The sequence below is a fragment of the Polynucleobacter sp. HIN7 genome (genome assembly GCF_030297595.1).
Classification (GTDB): Bacteria; Pseudomonadota; Gammaproteobacteria; order Burkholderiales; family Burkholderiaceae; genus Polynucleobacter.
Genome location: NZ_AP028138.1, coordinates 1,487,614 through 1,504,608, shown reverse-complemented (window position 1 = coordinate 1,504,608; position 16,995 = coordinate 1,487,614). Strand labels below are relative to the sequence as shown.

The following is a 16,995-nucleotide window of genomic DNA, read 5'->3' as shown; positions in this document are numbered from 1 at the left end:
AAAGCTTTAGTCGTTAATTGGCAGGCGCTGGGGTGGTAGGGACTGGCTTTGATGGGCTTGGTGCTGGCGGCATCTTTTGCTCACGCAATAAATTTCGAGAGCGGATGGTCTCAAGCACTTTTGGATCTAAAGGCTGGCCATTTTGGTCCAGCGGGATTACATCAGGTTTATCCCAGCTTCCCTGAACTAGGTAATCGGTCTGAAGTGTGCGGTTTAGTTGATTGCTGATTAAATATTGCCCAATCAGAGCGCTAGCGCCAACAATCGGATTGACTGCGAAGAGCGCAAGAGCGCCTGCTGTTGCATCAATCGTTGGGAAGATGGTGATTCGTAAGTCTTGGGTTTGCTTGGGAATATTCACGAGACCGCTAGTGGCAACGCGAGCTTGATTGAGTTGCATCGTGAAATTTTGTGTTCGGGCGACACCGTTGCGCAAAACAAAATCACCAGAAAGAGTGTTGAAAGCGGTTCCCGAGGTAACTACACTACCAAGGCTACCTTGAATATCAAAGGTTGCAAACTTTAATAAGCTTTGCAAACTGAACACCCCAATAATTTTGGCAAAACCGGAGTCCACTTGAAGTAAGCGACCATTTTCTAGATTGATCTTGACATTGCCAGCCAGGGTATCAAAGGAGGGATTGTAGGGAGGACCGCTCCAATCCAATTTGGCGTTGATTGTTCCCTTCCCGCCTTCAACTGCTTTGGGATTGCCCCAATAGGCAACCACGGTTCCCAGATCCTTAACCTGTGATGTCGTATCGATGATGACGCGCTCATTATTGCCTTGGGCATCGCTTGTCCATTCGCCAGTGACCGTTGATGACGAACTTGGATTGTTAATTTTGAGACTTTCAATCGTGATGCGATTTGTACTATTACGTGTCTTGATTGCGATCGCGCCTGGTTTGTATTGATTGAAATTAAAGTCATCAATACTTAGATCCAGTTCAGGAATCGCATTAAGTGATACCTCTTTGTCAGCGGATGCGCTTGAATTTGTCAGATTTTGTATTCTTGGAGGAATATGCAAACGAAGCAATTTGCCTTTGAGAAGATCAGCATTTTTTCTTTCCTGATACTGAATGTCACCCTCAAGATTGGGAGATTTCAAATTCAGCTGCCAAGTATTGCCCCCTAATTTGGCGCTTACGGCAAGATTGGGCCAGGAGCGATTCATGGCAATCGCTTGATTGACGCGTGCTGTAAATACTTGAAGGCCATTGACACCATCTGTAGGGCTAGCCATATTGGCAGCCTCGGGTTTGTTATTTACTCCATCGTTCGAAAATAAAAGGCGGTGCCAGGCATCAATATTGAGATCGCTTGCTTGCAGATTGAGACCTAAGCCACGCTCAGGGATGATGGCTGGGGCACCAATTCCAATTCCTTGCGCCACAATCCCATCTGGACCTTGCTTTCCTTGTAGGGTGATTGTTTTCCCAATTTGTGCGGACCATTGTGCAATTCGCTTGGGTGCTCCCTCGCTGGCGTTGGACTGATAACGAAAAATCCCGTTTAGTTTGTTGCCCTTCTTGATACTGAGGGGTTCAGGAAGGGCGGTGCTTAGAGCATTGAAATCTAAGTCGAGATTGAGATCTGTGGTGTTACTAGTAATACCTAGTTTGCCTTTAAATGCAGCCTTACCATCCAATGCTTTCAAGAGTTGCAGAGATTGGCGACCTACTTGATTGGCATAGTGACGTTCAAGGCGTTCAAGATCAATTGTTCCATTGAGATCATAAAGATCTTGTTTGGTTTGCGATTGCGCCGTGTTTTGTCGAATATTGATCGTGCCACTAAAGAATTCAGCGCTTACCTGTTCAAAGCGAGGTAGATCTTCGGTAATGCGAATGCTGCCTCGTACTTGATTAAAAGGAGCAAGATCAGACCAAACGACGACATTGTTATCTAAGTTCAGCAAAGCATTTAATTTAACGTCATCTGTATTTTGTAGGGGCAAAAGGAGATCTAGATCAAGTTTTGCTGGGCCTGATAACTTCAGATTCTTTGCTAATTCTGGACGCGTGAGAAGAATTGGTGTTGTCCTGAGATAGTCCATCATGTCATTCATCGGGCCGGTGATGTTTCCTTTGAGATTGAGGACAGGCTTTGCGCTAGAAACATTTGGAATTTCTGCATTGACATTTTGAATTTGAAGACCTTGGTAGCGAGCATCTTTGATAGCCACCATCAGCTTGGCTTGCTGCATAGAAACGACACCATTTACTTCCGTGAATTCAGGCCAGCTGCCTTTTGTGGATGGAAACAAGGGGGCTGGTCGAAAAACCGTTTGAGAAATCGGTAGATTTAATGCAAATTCGCCGCTTCCTGGAGCATCATAAGGGGCCAAATTAGGATCCCCCTTCATTCTGAGGCGCCCATTATTGATCTCGCCCCCAATGAACGCCTTTTCAATATAGGCACGCGCGTCCTTTGACATTTCTGCAGGGAGGTAGCGGTAGATTGTTTGTGCCTTTGCTCTAGGAAACTGAATGGTTAGATCTAAAGTATCCGGTGCCTTTTCTTTACCAATTAGGTAATTACCATCAGCAATTAATGCGATATCCGGATTGTTAACGGAGAGCTGGTTAAAGCCGATTTGCCATTGTTTATTTTTTAATGACCAACTAAGCGCTCCACTTGCACTATCGAACTGCAGGCGTGGCTCTGATAAAAAGTCGGCAATTACTAATCGCAAATTTTGTGAGTTGAGTTTGATGCTGCCTTGGTTTTGATTGGTGGTAATCGTGCCGCTTAAATTAGAAATGCTTGGGATAGTGTCCCGGTAAGCCTTGATGCCCACCTGATTGAGGGTGCCGGTAATATTAAATTTAGGTCCTTGGCCACTTAAGAGGCCACCGATCAGGGGAATATTGGATTTTGGTTCGGCCCATGTGATATCAACATCGATCAGCTCACCACGTGGTTCGGTTTGTTCTAAAACCTGGCGGATTCGATTGGGAATGGGCAGGTTCAATGCAAACAGACTGAGGTTCTCAAGACTAATTTTTGCCGAAGAGAATGCAAACCTTTCAAGCTCGCCATCGCCTTTGGGCGCCTGCCAGCCAAAAGTCATGGGTGCCAGAGATTCCATGGGGGTTCCTGGTTTTTGATTCTTGTTTAACCAGGCAAATTGCTGCACCCCAAGCGAAATGAACTTTCCAGAGGTGAATTGCTTCGCTTCCATTTCCAGACGTCCAAACTCAAGCGCCTGATTGCTCTTTAATTGTTGAAAGACGGGTTGCTCGATTGCTAGTTTGAGCTGTCCACCATCGGGGATGCCTTTATTTAAGGCAATCGACCCTGATGAGTCCAGCACCCCACTGAGTTGTTTAAAAGGGATTTCAAAATCACGACTAAATTGGCCGAGATTGAGTTGCGCGACCTTCCACTGAAAGTCGCCAATCCAATCACGCCAATGACCCGCTTGCCCACCAAGACGGTGAGAAAATTTTCCGAAGAGAGTTAGGGTGCCTTGATGCCATGGGCTATAAATAGCGGCATCAAGTTCATGCTGCCGAATTCCATTTCGTAGTTGCATGGACTCGATGCGTAGATCTGCGGCATCTGCTTTGGACTTTGAGAAATCCTTCCAAAGAATATTGATATCAGAAATCTTTAAATCACCCTGTTTAAACAACCAATTTTCGAGATGGAAATCATCGCCGCCGTCACCCGCAAGAATGCCAGCCACATACAAACGTTTTTGTGAGTCACGTGTGACTTGAATCACTGCATTGCTGGCATGTAATTTTGTGAAATAGGGTTTGAGGTGATAAAACGATGACCAACTGAGTTCCCCTCGGATCTCAGCGATCTTTAAATAGGGTGTATCTGGAATGGTAGACGGATTGCGTTTGGAGTCCACCACAAATTCTAGGTCGCGAATATCAAAGACTGGACGAATCCCTTGCCAGTAGACATTGAGTTCATTGATTTTGACCTCAACGCCAATGCGCTGTGATAGTAACTTTTCTACAGCCGGTTTTGAGGTTTCGAGTTGGGGCCAAATGATGAATCGGATCACCAGATGCCCAAGAATCATGAGTCCGACTGTAATGAGAGCCAAAATTGCCAGACGGCGCGACCAACGTGACCATGAGGTGGCGTCAGGCCGCATCCTGAGGAGGTCTTTGAGGCGTAACGGATACTTTTTTTCGGTCATTGTTAGCCATTATCCGACACCCTCCATTGATTGGGCTAGTAGCGATTAAGATAAGGTATGGTTTCCAATCAAGACGCCCTTTCTTTTCTGGAAAAAAACTCCGTCTATGCAAATCGTTGGCTAAGTGCCCACGCGGATTGGCGCGCTTGGCTAGAGGAGCGCATACATACGCCGGTCGATGCCATCCAAATCGATCAGCTGCTCCTACTAATCAGCCAGGCTCTCGATCGTCAGGAGTTGGATGAGACAGCACTTATGAGTGAGCTGCGGCTGGTTCGTCAACAGTTGATGCTTTGGATTGGTTGCCGAGACCTTAATGGCCTGGCCCCTTTATTAGAGGTGACCCAGGCGCTCAGCTATTTTGCGGAGCAAGTACTTGGGCTAGTCGTGCGTTATCTTCGTACGGATCTCCAAGAGCGCTTTGGTCTACCTTGGGCTCGGACTGAAGACTACGAACTGCCACTCATAATTGTGGGGATGGGTAAATTGGGTGGTCGCGAACTCAATCTTTCCTCGGATATTGATCTGATCTTCTTATACGAGGAAGAAGGCGAGACCCAACACGGGGCAAGTTCGATTTCAAACCACGAATGGTTTACGAAGCTGGGCCGGCGTCTTATCAAAATGATTTCTGAGCATGATGCCCATGGATTTGTATTCCGGGTGGATATGCGCTTGCGACCTAATGGGGATTCTGGGCCCTTAGTTTGTAGTCTAGAAATGCTCGAGGAGTATTTGTTTGTACAAGGGCGTGAATGGGAGCGTTACGCTTGGATTAAGGGCCGCATGATTTATCCGCCCATATCGCATCCCGATTATGTTCGATGTGAAAAGGGGCTTGAGCAGATTATTCGGCCATTTGTTTATCGTCGCCATTTGGATTACGGTGTGATTGCAGCGATTCGGGAGTTGCATGCACAAATTCAGCGAGAGGCAGATAAGCGGAGTAATCAACGCAGCGGGCGATCGCGTGACATTAAGTTAGGCCGCGGTGGAATCCGTGAAATTGAGTTTCTAGCCCAGATGTTTCAGTTAATGCGGGGTGGCACCGATCCGCGCTTGCGAATTCGTCCAACGCTTGAGGTCTTAGATCGACTGCAAGAGGGTGGACTGATGAGAGCAGTAGAAATTGAAGCGCTCAAATCTGCTTATGTATTTCTGAGACGTTTAGAGCATCGCATCCAAATTTGGGAAGACCAGCAGACACATTATTTGCCTGAGCAGGATGATGCGAGAGCGCAGTTGGCACAAGCCATGGCTGGACCGAATCAAGAAGGGCGTCTCGAGGAGTTTATGCAAACACTCACCGAGCATCAAAATCAGGTAGCACGTTATTTTGAAAAGGCCTTTGCCTTAGACGAAAGTAATCGTTTGCAAATTGATGCAAACGACGCAAGCTGGCAACCTAATGCTGATTTATTCCCCAAGGCCAATGAGCGGTGGAGCGCCTGGCAGGAGGGCTCCCGTGCCAAATCACTGCCCGAGAAAAGTCGACTCACGATACGAAGTTTATTAAAAAAGGCTGCGAACGATATCGAGGCCGACCATCCAGACGATGCAGATCAAACCCTCTTGCGTTTTTTTGATCTCTTAGAGGCCATTTGTCGTCGTAGCGCTTATCTATCCATTCTGGCTGAGAACTCTAATGCCTTGCAAAAAGTATTGATGCTCCTCAATGCCTCGCAATGGGCTGCTCAATATTTAGCAAGGCATCCTCATTTATTGGACGATCTGTTATCGGCCAATGCGCAATCTGAGTTGATTCATGATCCTGAGAGCTATTGGTGCAAAGTAAAGGCAAATCTTGATCTGCGTTTGGATGACGCCCTTGCGGATGGGGCGAGCCCAGATCATGCCATGGATATCCTGCGGGTAACGCATCACACTGAAACTTTTTTGATTCTCCTAGCTGATCTAGGAATAGGTGCTCCAGAGGGTTTAAGCACTGAGCGGGTGAGTGATCGCTTATCTGCGCTGGCTGATTTGATATTACAGGCAACCTATGAGCGCGTTTGGCCATCGGTTGCAGAGAAGTTTGGTCTCAATCCGCAACATCAGCCACCATTTGCAGTGATTGCCTATGGCAAATTGGGTGGTAAAGAGTTGGGCTATGCCTCAGATCTCGATCTCGTGTTTTTATATGACGCATCACCAACCGACTATGCGGCTCAGGAGATTTACTCGGTGCTGGGTAAGCGCATGATTAATTGGTTGACGACTTTAACTGCTGCCGGCACTCTATTTGAAATCGATACTCGCCTACGCCCCAATGGAGCCGCAGGATTTTTGGTAACTAATCTTGATTCCTTTCGACGCTATCAATTGCGCGAGGGGGATAATGCCGCCTGGGTTTGGGAGCATCAAGCCATTTCTCGGGCGCGGTTTGCCGCGGGCGATCCAAAGGTAGGAGCTCAATTTGAAGAGATACGCAAAGAAGTTCTCGCCCACGAACGAAATCACTCCGATCTCAAACATGAAATTATTGAGATGCGTCATAAGGTCCATGCTGGCCATCCCAATCCCTCGAATGATTTTGATTTAAAGCATGATCCCGGTGGCATGGTCGATATTGAATTCATTGTCCAATATTTGGTTTTAGGCTTCGCTCGCCAATACCCTGATTTATTGGGTAACTTAGGCAATATTGCACTTTTAGGAATTGCCGCAAAGCACCAGTTGATCTCTGAGATGGATGCGCTTGAAATTGGGAATGCCTATCGCATGTTTCGGGCCCAACAGCATCGATTACGTCTGGACGGAGCAGAAAAAATTCGGGTATCTATCCATGAGCAACCTGATTTTGCGAAAGCAAAAGCATGCGTGACAAAACTATGGGACGCAGTCTTTGGTGCTCCCTCACAACCTGTTTAGTTGACTCTAGGTCTGGTTTAGCAGTTCTCTCGCGTGTCGCCGCGTGGTGTCAGTAATGGTTGTGCCACCTAGCATCCGAGCAATTTCTTCAATGCGTTCTTGTCGGCCTAAACTCTTTACATCGGAATGGGTTTTGCCATCCAATTCTTGTTTACTAACTTTGAAATGATGATCGCCTTGGCCGGCCACTTGGGCTAGATGAGTGACACAAAGGATTTGATGGGACCGACCCAGTTGCTTCAAAAGTTCGCCAACCGTTTGAGCCACTGCTCCACCAATGCCAGAATCCACCTCATCAAAGATGAGGGTTGGGGTAAAGCTCGCCTTGCTGGTAATGACGCTAATGGCTAAGCTAATGCGCGCCAACTCTCCCCCCGAAGCAACCTTGGCCAAAGGCTTTGGTGTGCTGCCGCTGTGCGCGGCGATCAGAAATTCAATTTGATCGATTCCATGACGACTGGCTTCGCTTGTTCTAACGAGGACTTGCAGCTGACCGCCTGCCATTGCGAGGCGCTGCATCGCATCGCTGACGGCTTGGCTGAGTTCAGCGGCTGCCTGATGACGACGCTTTGATAATTCTTGAGCACGTTTTAGAAATTCAGACTCTTGAGCCTTAAATTGTTGACGCAAAGCCTCGATATCTTGTGCTGCCGTGAACGCTGCGAATTTTTCCTGAGAGCTAATCCAGAGTTCTGGCAATTGCTCGGGATTGACTTTGTATTTGCGGGCCGCAGTATGGAGAACCTGCATCCGGGCTTCGAGCTCTGCGAGGCGATCTGGATCCAAATCCATTTTTTGTCGGTATCGATTTAATCCATGAATCGCCTCGTCAATCTGAATTTGAGCATTACGAAGACTTTCGTTGATCTCGTTCAAATTAGGATCATGCTTCACTAAATCATCGATCGCATGCTGTACTCGATGCAGTTGTGATTCAATCGAATGCTCAGAATCACTCAGACTATCAATCGCAAGCTCAATCCCTTGAATAATCTTGGCGGCATTGGCCAGTCGAGCATGCGAAGTTTGGATTTCTCCCCACTCATGTGCTTGTGGTGCAATTTCATTGAGTTCATCGAGTTGCCACTGGAGACGTTCTTGCTCACGCTGCAAATCAGCGCCAGCTGCTTCGGCTTGCTGTAATTGCTTGGCAGTGGCATTCATGGATTGATATGCTTGCGCCACAATTGCTGCTTGGTCTTGAAGATTGGCGTGTCGATCGAGCAGCTCGCGTTGTGCACCGGTCTTGAGAAGGAGTTGGTGGGCGTGTTGTCCATGAATATCCACCAGACGATCACCCAGTTCGCGTAATTGATTTAATGAGGCCGCGCCACCATTGATGTAGGCTTTGCTACGACCCGAATGATCCATGCTGCGTTTAATCACAATCCGATAGTCGTCTTCAAGCGGGAAGTCCGCCTCACGCAGCCATGCGGCAATTTCCTCCTTTAGGCTCTCTTCGACCTGAAAAATAGCAGCGATCTCGGCGCGTTGGCAGCCCTCGCGGATTTGACTGGTATCGGCACGCTCGCCCAGGGCGAGGGCGAGAGCATCGAGCAAAATCGATTTACCTGCACCAGTCTCACCAGTTAAAACACTAAAACCTGAGCCAAAATCAAGTTCGAGGTGATCCACAATCACAAAATCACGCAATGCCAATGATTGAAGCATGTTGATTTGCCCAGATTAAAACGTGGAAGGATACTCGTTCCAGTGCAATTTTTCTCTTAGGGTCTGGTAGTCACTGTGCCCCAGTGGGTGTAAGAGGGAGATGGATTTGTTCGAGCGCTTTACCTCAACCCGATCACCGATTTGTAATTTGGTTAATGATTGCATATCAAAGTTCACAATCACTTCTCGTCCACCGGCAACTTCGATCGTAATTTGCGATTCTTGGGCCAATACGATAGGTCGATTGGAGAGGGCATGGGGGGCGATTGGTACTAGCACAATCCCTGGCACGCGGGGATGCAAAATTGGACCGCCTGCTGAGAGCGCGTATGCGGTTGAGCCAGTTGGAGTAGACACAATCAGGCCATCGGAGCGCTGGTTGTACATAAAAGAGCCGTTGACATGCACCTTGAGTTCCACCATCCCTGACAGTCCTGAGCGATTTACGACCACATCGTTTAAGGCTAAGCCACGATGAATCTCTTGATTGTTGCGCCACACACTAGCCTCTAGAAGGGATCGTTCATCGATTTCATAATGACCATCAATCATGGGCGGTAGAACCGTTTTGGCGTCTTCAAAAGGGATGTCGGTCATATAACCCAAACGCCCCATATTGATTCCCAAAAGCGGTACCCCCGTCCCAGCGATCTGGCGACCAATGCCGAGCATGGTGCCATCACCCCCCAAAATAACCGCCAAATCAGTGGATTTCTGGAAATCCTGGAGTTGAATAACCTGCAAATTAGCCTCAGGCAAATGGGTCGCCGTGGATGCCTCAATGCTGAGCTCACAGCCATGATTTCTGAGGATTTGGGCTAATTCAAGTAAATGCTGGCCAATACCATCTGCTTGGTGCTTACCCACAAGGGTTACGCGCCTAAACTTCTTCTGCAGGGGTTTGCTTGATGGGCTTAACATATGACGATTAAACCATAGGCATAAAATTACTCCAATCATGGATGATCGTTCAAAAGTTCTGCTCAAAACCTTAATCGAGAGATATATCGAGGAAGGCCAGCCAGTAGGCTCGCGGACCCTGTCACGCTTTTCAGGATTAGATCTCTCTGCGGCGACGATTCGGAATGTAATGGCTGATCTTGAGGATCTTGGTTTGGTGACCAGTCCTCATACTTCAGCAGGACGCATTCCAACCCCGCGTGGTTACCGTTTGTTTGTCGACACGATGTTGACCATTCGACCCCTAGAGGAGGTGGCTTCTAAACAGGCTGAGCAATCACTATATCCCGATGCTCCCCAAAAGGTGATCAGTTCTGCTGCTCAGCTCTTATCGAATCTGACGCATTTTGCTGGCGTGGTCATGACCCCGAAGCGCTCCCAAGTCTTTAAACACATTGAGTTTTTGCGCCTTGGTGAAGGCAAGATTTTGTTAATTCTGGTGACTCCCGAGGGGGATGTTCAAAATCGCATCTTGCCAACCAACCAAGATTACAGCCCAGCACAGCTGACAGAGGCAAGTAATTTCATTAATGCTCATTTTTCAGGAAAGAGTTTTTCAGAGGTCCGCAGTCGCTTGCGCGCAGAGTTAGATCATTTGCGGAGTGACATTGCTGGATTAATGGCACTCGCCCTCGAAAATGGTGTGAGTGATACGGGATTAAATCACCCAGATGTGGTGATCTCGGGAGAGCGCCACCTGCTCGATGTAGGTGAGTTGAGCTCCAATCTGAGTAAATTACGCAAAATGTTCGATATGCTGGAGCAAAAATCCTTGCTCATGCAATTGTTGGACGTATCCAGTCATGCCGATGGTATCCAGATCTTTATTGGCGGAGAAAGCGAGCTGTTGCCCTATGAGGATTTGGCGGTGATCAGCGCTCCCTATAGCGTGGATGGGCAAGTGGTGGGAACACTCGGCGTGATCGGGCCTACTCGAATGGCGTATGATCGCGTGATTCCGATTGTGGATATCACCTCGAAGCTACTGAGCGGCGCCTTGAGCTCTCCTTGATGATTGGATCACTGTTGAAAACAAACCCTCATTTAAGAACCTCGCGGACCGGCATTTTATTGATTAATCTGGGTACCCCAGAGGCGCCCACGCGCGCGGCGGTGAAAACCTACTTAAGGCAATTTTTGTCGGATCCTCGGGTCGTTGAAATTCCGCGCATCATCTGGTGGTTCATTTTGCATGGCATTATTTTGCCGATTCGCAGCGGCGCCTCAGCGAAGAAATATGCTTCGATCTGGTTAAAAGAGGGCTCTCCTTTGCTAGTCTATTCGCAAGCACAGGCTCAAGGTTTGCGGGATCGCTTTGCGGGCGAGGATTCCAATGTGATCGTGGACCTGGCGATGCGGTACGGCAAACCATCTATTTCCGAAGTCCTCAAACGTTTTCAAGAAGCAAATGTTGAGCGTTTATTGGTATTGCCTTTATACCCTCAATATTCAGCGACCACGAGCGCCTCAAGTTTTGATGAAGTGTTCTCGGTCCTTAAAACATGGCGCAATCAACCCGAACTTCGAATTGTGAAGCACTATCATGATCATGGCGCTTACATTGAGTCTCTCCGTCAACAGATTGAAGCCTACTGGGCGCAACATGGCCGACCCGATTTTTCAATGGGCGCCAAACTTATCATGTCGTTTCATGGCTTGCCCAAACGAAATTTGATGCAAGGCGATCCCTATCATTGCGAATGTTTGAAATCAGGCCGCTTGTTAGGAGAGGCACTGGGTTTGGAGCCGGCCAATTATCACGTCACCTTCCAGTCTCGCTTTGGTCGTGCGGAATGGTTAAAGCCTTACACTGCCTTGACGATTGAGGAGCTTGGGAAGGCAGGCTGCCCGCAAATGGATATCGTTTGTCCTGGTTTCCCGGCAGACTGCCTAGAGACCTTGGAAGAAATTGCTATGGAGGGTCAGGAGATTTTTCATGAGCATGGTGGCAAAGAGTATCGTTATATCCCCTGCTTGAATGACGATACTAATTTCATTTCAGCTTTGCACGCAATTGCTTTAGAGCATATGCATGGTTGGTCAACAGAGCTTGAGTCCCCTGCAGTTTTGGAGCTTCGCAATCAGCGTGCCCAGATAGCAGAGACCGCGATTACTGCTGGATAAGCAGTCCACTTGAAATGGGTGATCACTGACCCCATATAAAATGTAGAAAACAAGGTGGAACGACTATGAGTGATCAAAAATCTGAGCAACAAGCAGCTGATAACACAACATCCGAAGTGAATGAACAGCCTCCCCTGAGTATCGAAGAGGAGCTAGCAGAGCTCAAGACCAAGCTTGCTGAAATGCAAGATAACTTCTTGCGTGCCAAAGCTGAAGGTGAAAATATTCGTCGTCGCGCTGCTGAAGATATTGCAAAGGCCCACAAATTCGCTATTGAAAATTTTGCGGAGCACTTGATTCCAGTGAGCGATAGCCTATATGCCGCTTTAGCCACTGAGGCTGGCGATGCAAAAGCGTTTAAGGAAGGCCTCGAGATCACCCTAAAGCAACTCATTGCTGCCTTCGAAAAAGGCCGTTTGGTTGAGATTAACCCTGAGCCTGGGGCTAAATTTGATCCCCACCAGCATCAGGCAATCTCCATGGTCCCATCGGATCAAGAGCCCAACACGGTGGTCTCAGTCTTGCAAAGGGGCTTTTTGATCGCCGATCGGGTTTTAAGACCCGCTCTAGTGACTGTTAGCCAAGCAAAATAAGTTTGGGCCAATTATTTCAAGGACTTAGACCCCTTGAAATATGTAAAGTTGCCCCCATCTAGTCATTATTCGAAACAACGCCTCACCATCATTTGGAGCCATTATGGGAAAAATTATTGGAATTGACCTAGGAACTACTAACTCCTGCGTCGCAGTTATTGAGAACAACGCCCCGAAAGTCATTGAAAACGCTGAGGGTGCTAGAACCACTCCTTCCATCATTGCGTATATGGAAGACGGAGAGGTATTGGTTGGTGCGCCTGCTAAGCGGCAATCAGTCACCAATCCAAAAAATACAATCTACGCGGTTAAGCGTTTAATCGGTCGCAAATTTACCGATGCAGAAGTGCAAAAAGATATTCGCTTAATGCCTTACAGCATCATCGCCGCAGACAATGGCGATGCCTGGGTATCGGTGCGCGATAAGAAAATTGCCCCTCAGCAAGTATCGGCTGAAGTTCTACGCAAAATGAAAAAGACTGCCGAAGATTATTTGGGCGAAGAGGTCACCGAGGCGGTGATCACGGTACCTGCTTACTTTAATGATAGTCAGCGTCAAGCCACGAAAGATGCTGGTCGGATTGCCGGTCTGGAAGTTAAGCGCATCATTAATGAGCCTACTGCTGCTGCTTTAGCATTTGGATTGGACAAGCAAGACAAGGCTGATCGCAAGATTGCTGTTTATGACCTGGGCGGTGGCACCTTCGACGTCTCCATTATTGAAATCGCGAATGTGGATGGAGAAAAACAGTTTGAAGTGTTATCTACCAACGGTGATACTTTCTTAGGCGGTGAAGACTTTGACCAACGCATCATTGATTGGATCATTGCCGAGTTCAAGAAAGAACAGGGCGTTGATTTGAGCAAAGATGTCTTAGCTTTGCAGCGCTTAAAAGATGCTGCTGAGAAAGCGAAGATCGAGTTGTCTTCCTCTCAGCAAACCGAAATCAACCTGCCTTATGTAACGGCCGATGCAAGTGGTCCTAAGCATTTGAACTTGAAGTTGACCCGCTCTAAATTGGAGTCTCTGGTTGAAGAGTTAATTACTCGTACCATGGGCCCATGCCAAGTGGCAATGAAGGACGCAGGGGTTTCTGCAGCAGACATTGATGATGTCATCTTAGTCGGCGGCCAAACTCGGATGCCGAAGGTGCAAGAGCAAGTCAAAGCTATCTTTGGCAAGGAACCGCGTAAAGACGTGAACCCCGATGAGGCGGTCGCGGTTGGTGCTGCGATCCAAGGATCAGTATTGGCTGGTGATCGTAAGGATGTCTTGTTGCTTGATGTCACACCGTTATCTTTAGGTATTGAGACCTTGGGTGGCGTGATGACCAAGATGATCCCCAAAAATACGACGATTCCGACCAAGCATGCTCAAGTGTTTTCAACGGCTGAAGACAATCAGCCAGCGGTTACCATCAAGTGCTTCCAAGGTGAGCGCGAGATGGCTAGTGCGAATAAATTGCTTGGCGAGTTTAATTTGGAAGGTATTCCGCCATCACCCCGTGGCTTGCCACAAATTGAAGTGACCTTTGATATCGATGCCAACGGAATCTTGCACGTCACTGCTAAAGACAAAGCATCTGGCAAAGAGAATAAGATCACCATCAAGGCAAATTCAGGTCTTTCTGAGGATGAGATTCAGCGGATGGTGAAAGACGCCGAAGCCAATGCTGAGGAAGATCGTAAATTGCTTGAGCTGGTCACCGTCCGAAATACGGCTGATGCCTTAGCGCACTCGACAAAGAAAGCGCTCGATGAGCATGGCGCAAGTCTTGATGCCTCTGAAAAGAGTGCGATTGAAGCGGCATTGAAAGAGTTAGAAGAAGCCATCAAGGGAAGTGATAAAGCAGCGATTGAGTCTAAAACGGAAGCATTGGCAAAGGCCAGTCAGAAGCTTGGCGAGAAAGCCTATGCTGCCGAGCAAGCAAAGGCTAACCCAGGCGCTGCTAATCCAGCAGGTGAGGCGAAAGCCAATAATGATGCTGAAGTAGTCGACGCTGACTTTAAGGAAGTGGATGACAAGAAGTAATTCTTAAAAAAGAATGATGCAAATTGGTGAGTCGGCCTTGTGCCGACTTCGCCTTTTTGGCCAAGAATAAGGAATGGGTTGTGGCAACTGGTAAACGTGATTTTTATGAAGTGCTAGGGGTTGGTAAAAATGCCAGCGATGAGGAGCTTAAAAAGGCTTATCGCAAATTAGCCATGAAATACCATCCTGATCGCAACCCTGATAATCCATCCGCCGAGGCAAAGTTCAAAGAGGCCAAGGAAGCCTACGAGACACTGGCGGACCCCCAAAAGCGCAATGCGTACGATCAGTACGGCCATGCTGGCGTTGACCCTAGCATGAGTGGATTTGGGGGCGCTGCAGGTGGTTTTGCTGATGCCTTTGGTGATATCTTTGGTGATATCTTTGGTCAAGGAAGAAGTTCTGGTCCTCAGGTTTATAAGGGCGCTGACCTGCGCTACAACATGGAGATTACCCTCGAGCAAGCCGCTGAGGGTTACACCACGCAAATTCGAGTGCCCAGCTGGAGTAATTGCAAAACCTGTAATGGTTCTGGCGCAGAGCCAGGCTCAAAGATTGAAGAATGCCCAACCTGTGATGGCCGCGGCCAAGTCAGGATTGCTCAAGGCTTTTTCTCAATGCAACAAACCTGCCCTAAGTGTCGTGGCACGGGCCAATACATACCCAAGCCCTGTAAGACCTGTCATGGCAGCGGCAAGATCAAAGAGCAAAAGACTCTCGAAATTAAGATCCCAGCCGGCATTGATGATGGTATGCGGGTGCGCTCCGTCGGTAATGGTGAGCCGGGTATTAACGGCGGACCTTCGGGCGATCTCTACGTCGAAGTGCATGTCAAAGAGCACCCCGTATTTGAGCGTGATGGCAGCGATTTGCATATTCAAATGCCTGTTTCATTTGCGACCGCCACCTTGGGTGGTGATATTGAAGTTCCTACGCTTGGCGGCAGAGTTGAGCTAACGATTCCCGAGGGAACTCAAACCGGCAAAACCTTCCGTTTGCGCGGCAAAGGAATTAAGCAGCTGCGTTCTTCCCTATTGGGCGATTTGTATGTGCACGTCCTGCTTGAGACCCCGGTGAAGTTATCCGAGGAACAAAAAGCATTGCTCTCTCAATTTGATGAGTCACTTCGAAGCGGTGGTAAAAAACACAGTCCTCAACAAGAGGGTTGGTTTGATCGCATGAAGAGTTTTTTTAATTAAGAGGCAAAGCAGTGCTCAGGTCCAGGAAATTTTCCGGACTTGACTTCACGAACATAGGCTTTAATTGCTGCCTCAATCGAGCTGCTACCAGCCATAAAGTCTTTCACAAACTTCGGCGCTTTGCCAGGGCTAATTCCGAGTAGATCTGGCAGTACTAAAACTTGTCCGGAGCAATTTGGCCCTGCTCCAATCCCAATCGTCGGAATATGAAGTGATTGAGTAATTTTTTCTCCGAGCGCTGATGGGATCGCCTCTAAGACAAGCATTTGAGCGCCTGCGGCTTGGCAGGCGTGCGCTTGTTCAAACATCAGAGCGCTGGCATCTTTTGACTTGCCTTGGACTTTATAACCACCAAGCAAGTGGACAGACTGAGGCAAAAGCCCCAAGTGAGCACAAACCGGAACACTGCGCTCGACTAAAAATTGAATGATATCGACCTGCCAACTTCCACCTTCAAGCTTGACCATGTCTGCCCCTGCGCGCATCAGCTCGGCGGCTGATTCCAGTGCTTGCACTGGGTCTCCATAACTCGCAAATGGTAGATCGGCAATTAAGAATGCATGGTGATTAGCCCGGGCAACGCATTGCGTGTGATAGGCCATTTCCTCAACGGTAACCGGGGTAGTGCTGCTATGACCTTGGATTACATTACCAAGCGAGTCTCCAATCAAAATCACTTCAATTCCACAGCGATTGAGAAGGGCGCTCATGGTGGAATCGTATGCGGTTAGAACCGCAATTTTCTCGCCATCGGCATGCATGGCCAATAACTTCGTGATCGTGATTGGCTTATCGCCTTGTAAATAACTCATAAGCCGATTTTAAGCCTAATGCAACTGTTGGTCGCAATCGCAGTGTTTGCAAGTGATGCGGGTGATGCGTTGGTGCGCAATATTCGGCAAAAGATTTTTTAAGGGGCCGTGGTTGGGTAAGAAAAAATCGGGGCAGATTTCAAGTAAAGGAAGAATCACAAATGAGCGTTCGGCAATGCGTGGATGCGGAATGGTGAGCTCAGAATGGTTTTGCTCAATACCTTCATAAAACAAAATATCAAGATCAAGGGTGCGGGGTGCATTGGCATAAGGACGTTCGCGACCAAACTGATGCTCGATTGATTGGCAAACATACAAAAGTCCATAGGGATTGAGTTCAGTATCAATCTCAACAACCGCATTGATGTAATCACCACCTACAGCATTGACAGGCGCGCTTTGATAAAAACAGCTTTTGTTCACGATCTGGATTTGAATATGCTGAGCCAGGCAGACAATCGCATCGGTGATGCTCTGCCGAGCATCACCAATATTTCCACCAAATCCAATAAAGGCCTGCGCCATGAGTTCCCTACTAAGAATATGCGCTTACTTTACTGAAAAT

Annotated in this window: 11 protein-coding genes; 6 read left to right on the top strand and 5 right to left on the bottom strand. The window is 48.0% G+C overall.

The features are described from left to right. Positions 1-13 precede the first annotated feature (13 nt). A complete protein-coding gene (locus QUE64_RS07530; protein WP_286225174.1) occupies positions 14-4,168 on the bottom strand; it encodes a YhdP family protein in 4,155 nt (1,384 codons plus the stop codon). A 57-nt stretch (positions 4,169-4,225) separates the two neighbouring features. On the opposite strand from QUE64_RS07530, the gene glnE reads away from it, so the two are divergent. Then, a complete protein-coding gene (gene glnE, locus QUE64_RS07525) occupies positions 4,226-7,039 on the top strand; it encodes a bifunctional [glutamate--ammonia ligase]-adenylyl-L-tyrosine phosphorylase/[glutamate--ammonia-ligase] adenylyltransferase (protein ID WP_286225173.1) in 2,814 nt (937 codons plus the stop codon). A 6-nt stretch (positions 7,040-7,045) separates the two neighbouring features. Here the strand turns inward: glnE and recN are convergent, their stop codons facing one another. Further along, the gene (gene recN / locus QUE64_RS07520) at positions 7,046-8,710 is read right to left on the bottom strand and encodes a DNA repair protein RecN (RefSeq protein ID WP_286225172.1); all 1,665 of its coding nucleotides are present in this window, start codon (positions 8,708-8,710) and stop codon (positions 7,046-7,048) included. Positions 8,711-8,725: 15 nt separating this feature from the next. Further along, entirely contained in the window at positions 8,726-9,631 is a 906-nt protein-coding gene (locus tag QUE64_RS07515; RefSeq protein WP_286224761.1) for an NAD kinase, read from the bottom strand. Between the two features lie 34 nt (positions 9,632-9,665). Between QUE64_RS07515 and hrcA the strand changes: the two genes are divergently transcribed. From hrcA to dnaJ, 5 genes are all read left to right on the top strand, one after another. After that, positions 9,666-10,682 carry a heat-inducible transcriptional repressor HrcA gene (hrcA, locus tag QUE64_RS07510; protein WP_286226201.1) on the top strand — a complete coding sequence of 339 codons (1,017 nt, stop codon included), beginning with the start codon at positions 9,666-9,668 and terminating at the stop codon, positions 10,680-10,682. Between the two features lie 14 nt (positions 10,683-10,696). Further along, the gene (gene hemH, locus QUE64_RS07505) at positions 10,697-11,794 is read left to right on the top strand and encodes a ferrochelatase (RefSeq protein ID WP_286225171.1); all 1,098 of its coding nucleotides are present in this window, start codon (positions 10,697-10,699) and stop codon (positions 11,792-11,794) included. 65 nt (positions 11,795-11,859) lie between these two features. Further along, on the top strand, positions 11,860-12,387 hold the full coding sequence (gene grpE, locus QUE64_RS07500; protein ID WP_286223445.1) for a nucleotide exchange factor GrpE: 528 nt from the start codon (positions 11,860-11,862) through the stop codon (positions 12,385-12,387). A 103-nt stretch (positions 12,388-12,490) separates the two neighbouring features. After that, positions 12,491-14,419, top strand: coding sequence for a molecular chaperone DnaK (dnaK, locus tag QUE64_RS07495; protein ID WP_286225170.1), 1,929 nt, complete (start codon positions 12,491-12,493; stop codon positions 14,417-14,419). An 80-nt stretch (positions 14,420-14,499) separates the two neighbouring features. Next, positions 14,500-15,618, top strand: coding sequence for a molecular chaperone DnaJ (gene dnaJ, locus QUE64_RS07490; protein WP_286225169.1), 1,119 nt, complete (start codon positions 14,500-14,502; stop codon positions 15,616-15,618). Here dnaJ and panB read toward each other — a convergent pair. Together panB and folK are read right to left on the bottom strand one after the other, a co-directional pair. Then, complete coding sequence (gene panB, locus QUE64_RS07485) at positions 15,615-16,430, bottom strand: 3-methyl-2-oxobutanoate hydroxymethyltransferase (protein WP_286223442.1); 816 nt, start codon at positions 16,428-16,430, stop codon at positions 15,615-15,617. The two genes, dnaJ and panB, sit on opposite strands and share 4 nt — an antisense overlap. Before the next feature lie 15 nt (positions 16,431-16,445). Then, complete coding sequence (gene folK, locus QUE64_RS07480; protein ID WP_286223441.1) at positions 16,446-16,955, bottom strand: 2-amino-4-hydroxy-6-hydroxymethyldihydropteridine diphosphokinase; 510 nt, start codon at positions 16,953-16,955, stop codon at positions 16,446-16,448. Positions 16,956-16,995: the final 40 nt, after the last annotated feature.

Bases quoted from the DNA above. Each gene is read 5' to 3' on its own strand.
- QUE64_RS07515 (WP_286224761.1), bottom strand. From the start codon at position 9,631: ATGTTAAGCCCATCAAGCAAACCCCTGCAGAAGAAGTTTAGGCGCGTA.
- folK (WP_286223441.1), bottom strand. From the start codon at position 16,955: ATGGCGCAGGCCTTTATTGGATTTGGTGGAAATATTGGTGATGCTCGG.
- grpE (WP_286223445.1), top strand. From the start codon at position 11,860: ATGAGTGATCAAAAATCTGAGCAACAAGCAGCTGATAACACAACATCC.
- glnE (WP_286225173.1), top strand. From the start codon at position 4,226: ATGGTTTCCAATCAAGACGCCCTTTCTTTTCTGGAAAAAAACTCCGTC.
- recN (WP_286225172.1), bottom strand. From the start codon at position 8,710: ATGCTTCAATCATTGGCATTGCGTGATTTTGTGATTGTGGATCACCTC.
- dnaK (WP_286225170.1), top strand. From the start codon at position 12,491: ATGGGAAAAATTATTGGAATTGACCTAGGAACTACTAACTCCTGCGTC.
- panB (WP_286223442.1), bottom strand. From the start codon at position 16,430: ATGAGTTATTTACAAGGCGATAAGCCAATCACGATCACGAAGTTATTG.
- QUE64_RS07530 (WP_286225174.1), bottom strand. From the start codon at position 4,168: ATGACCGAAAAAAAGTATCCGTTACGCCTCAAAGACCTCCTCAGGATG.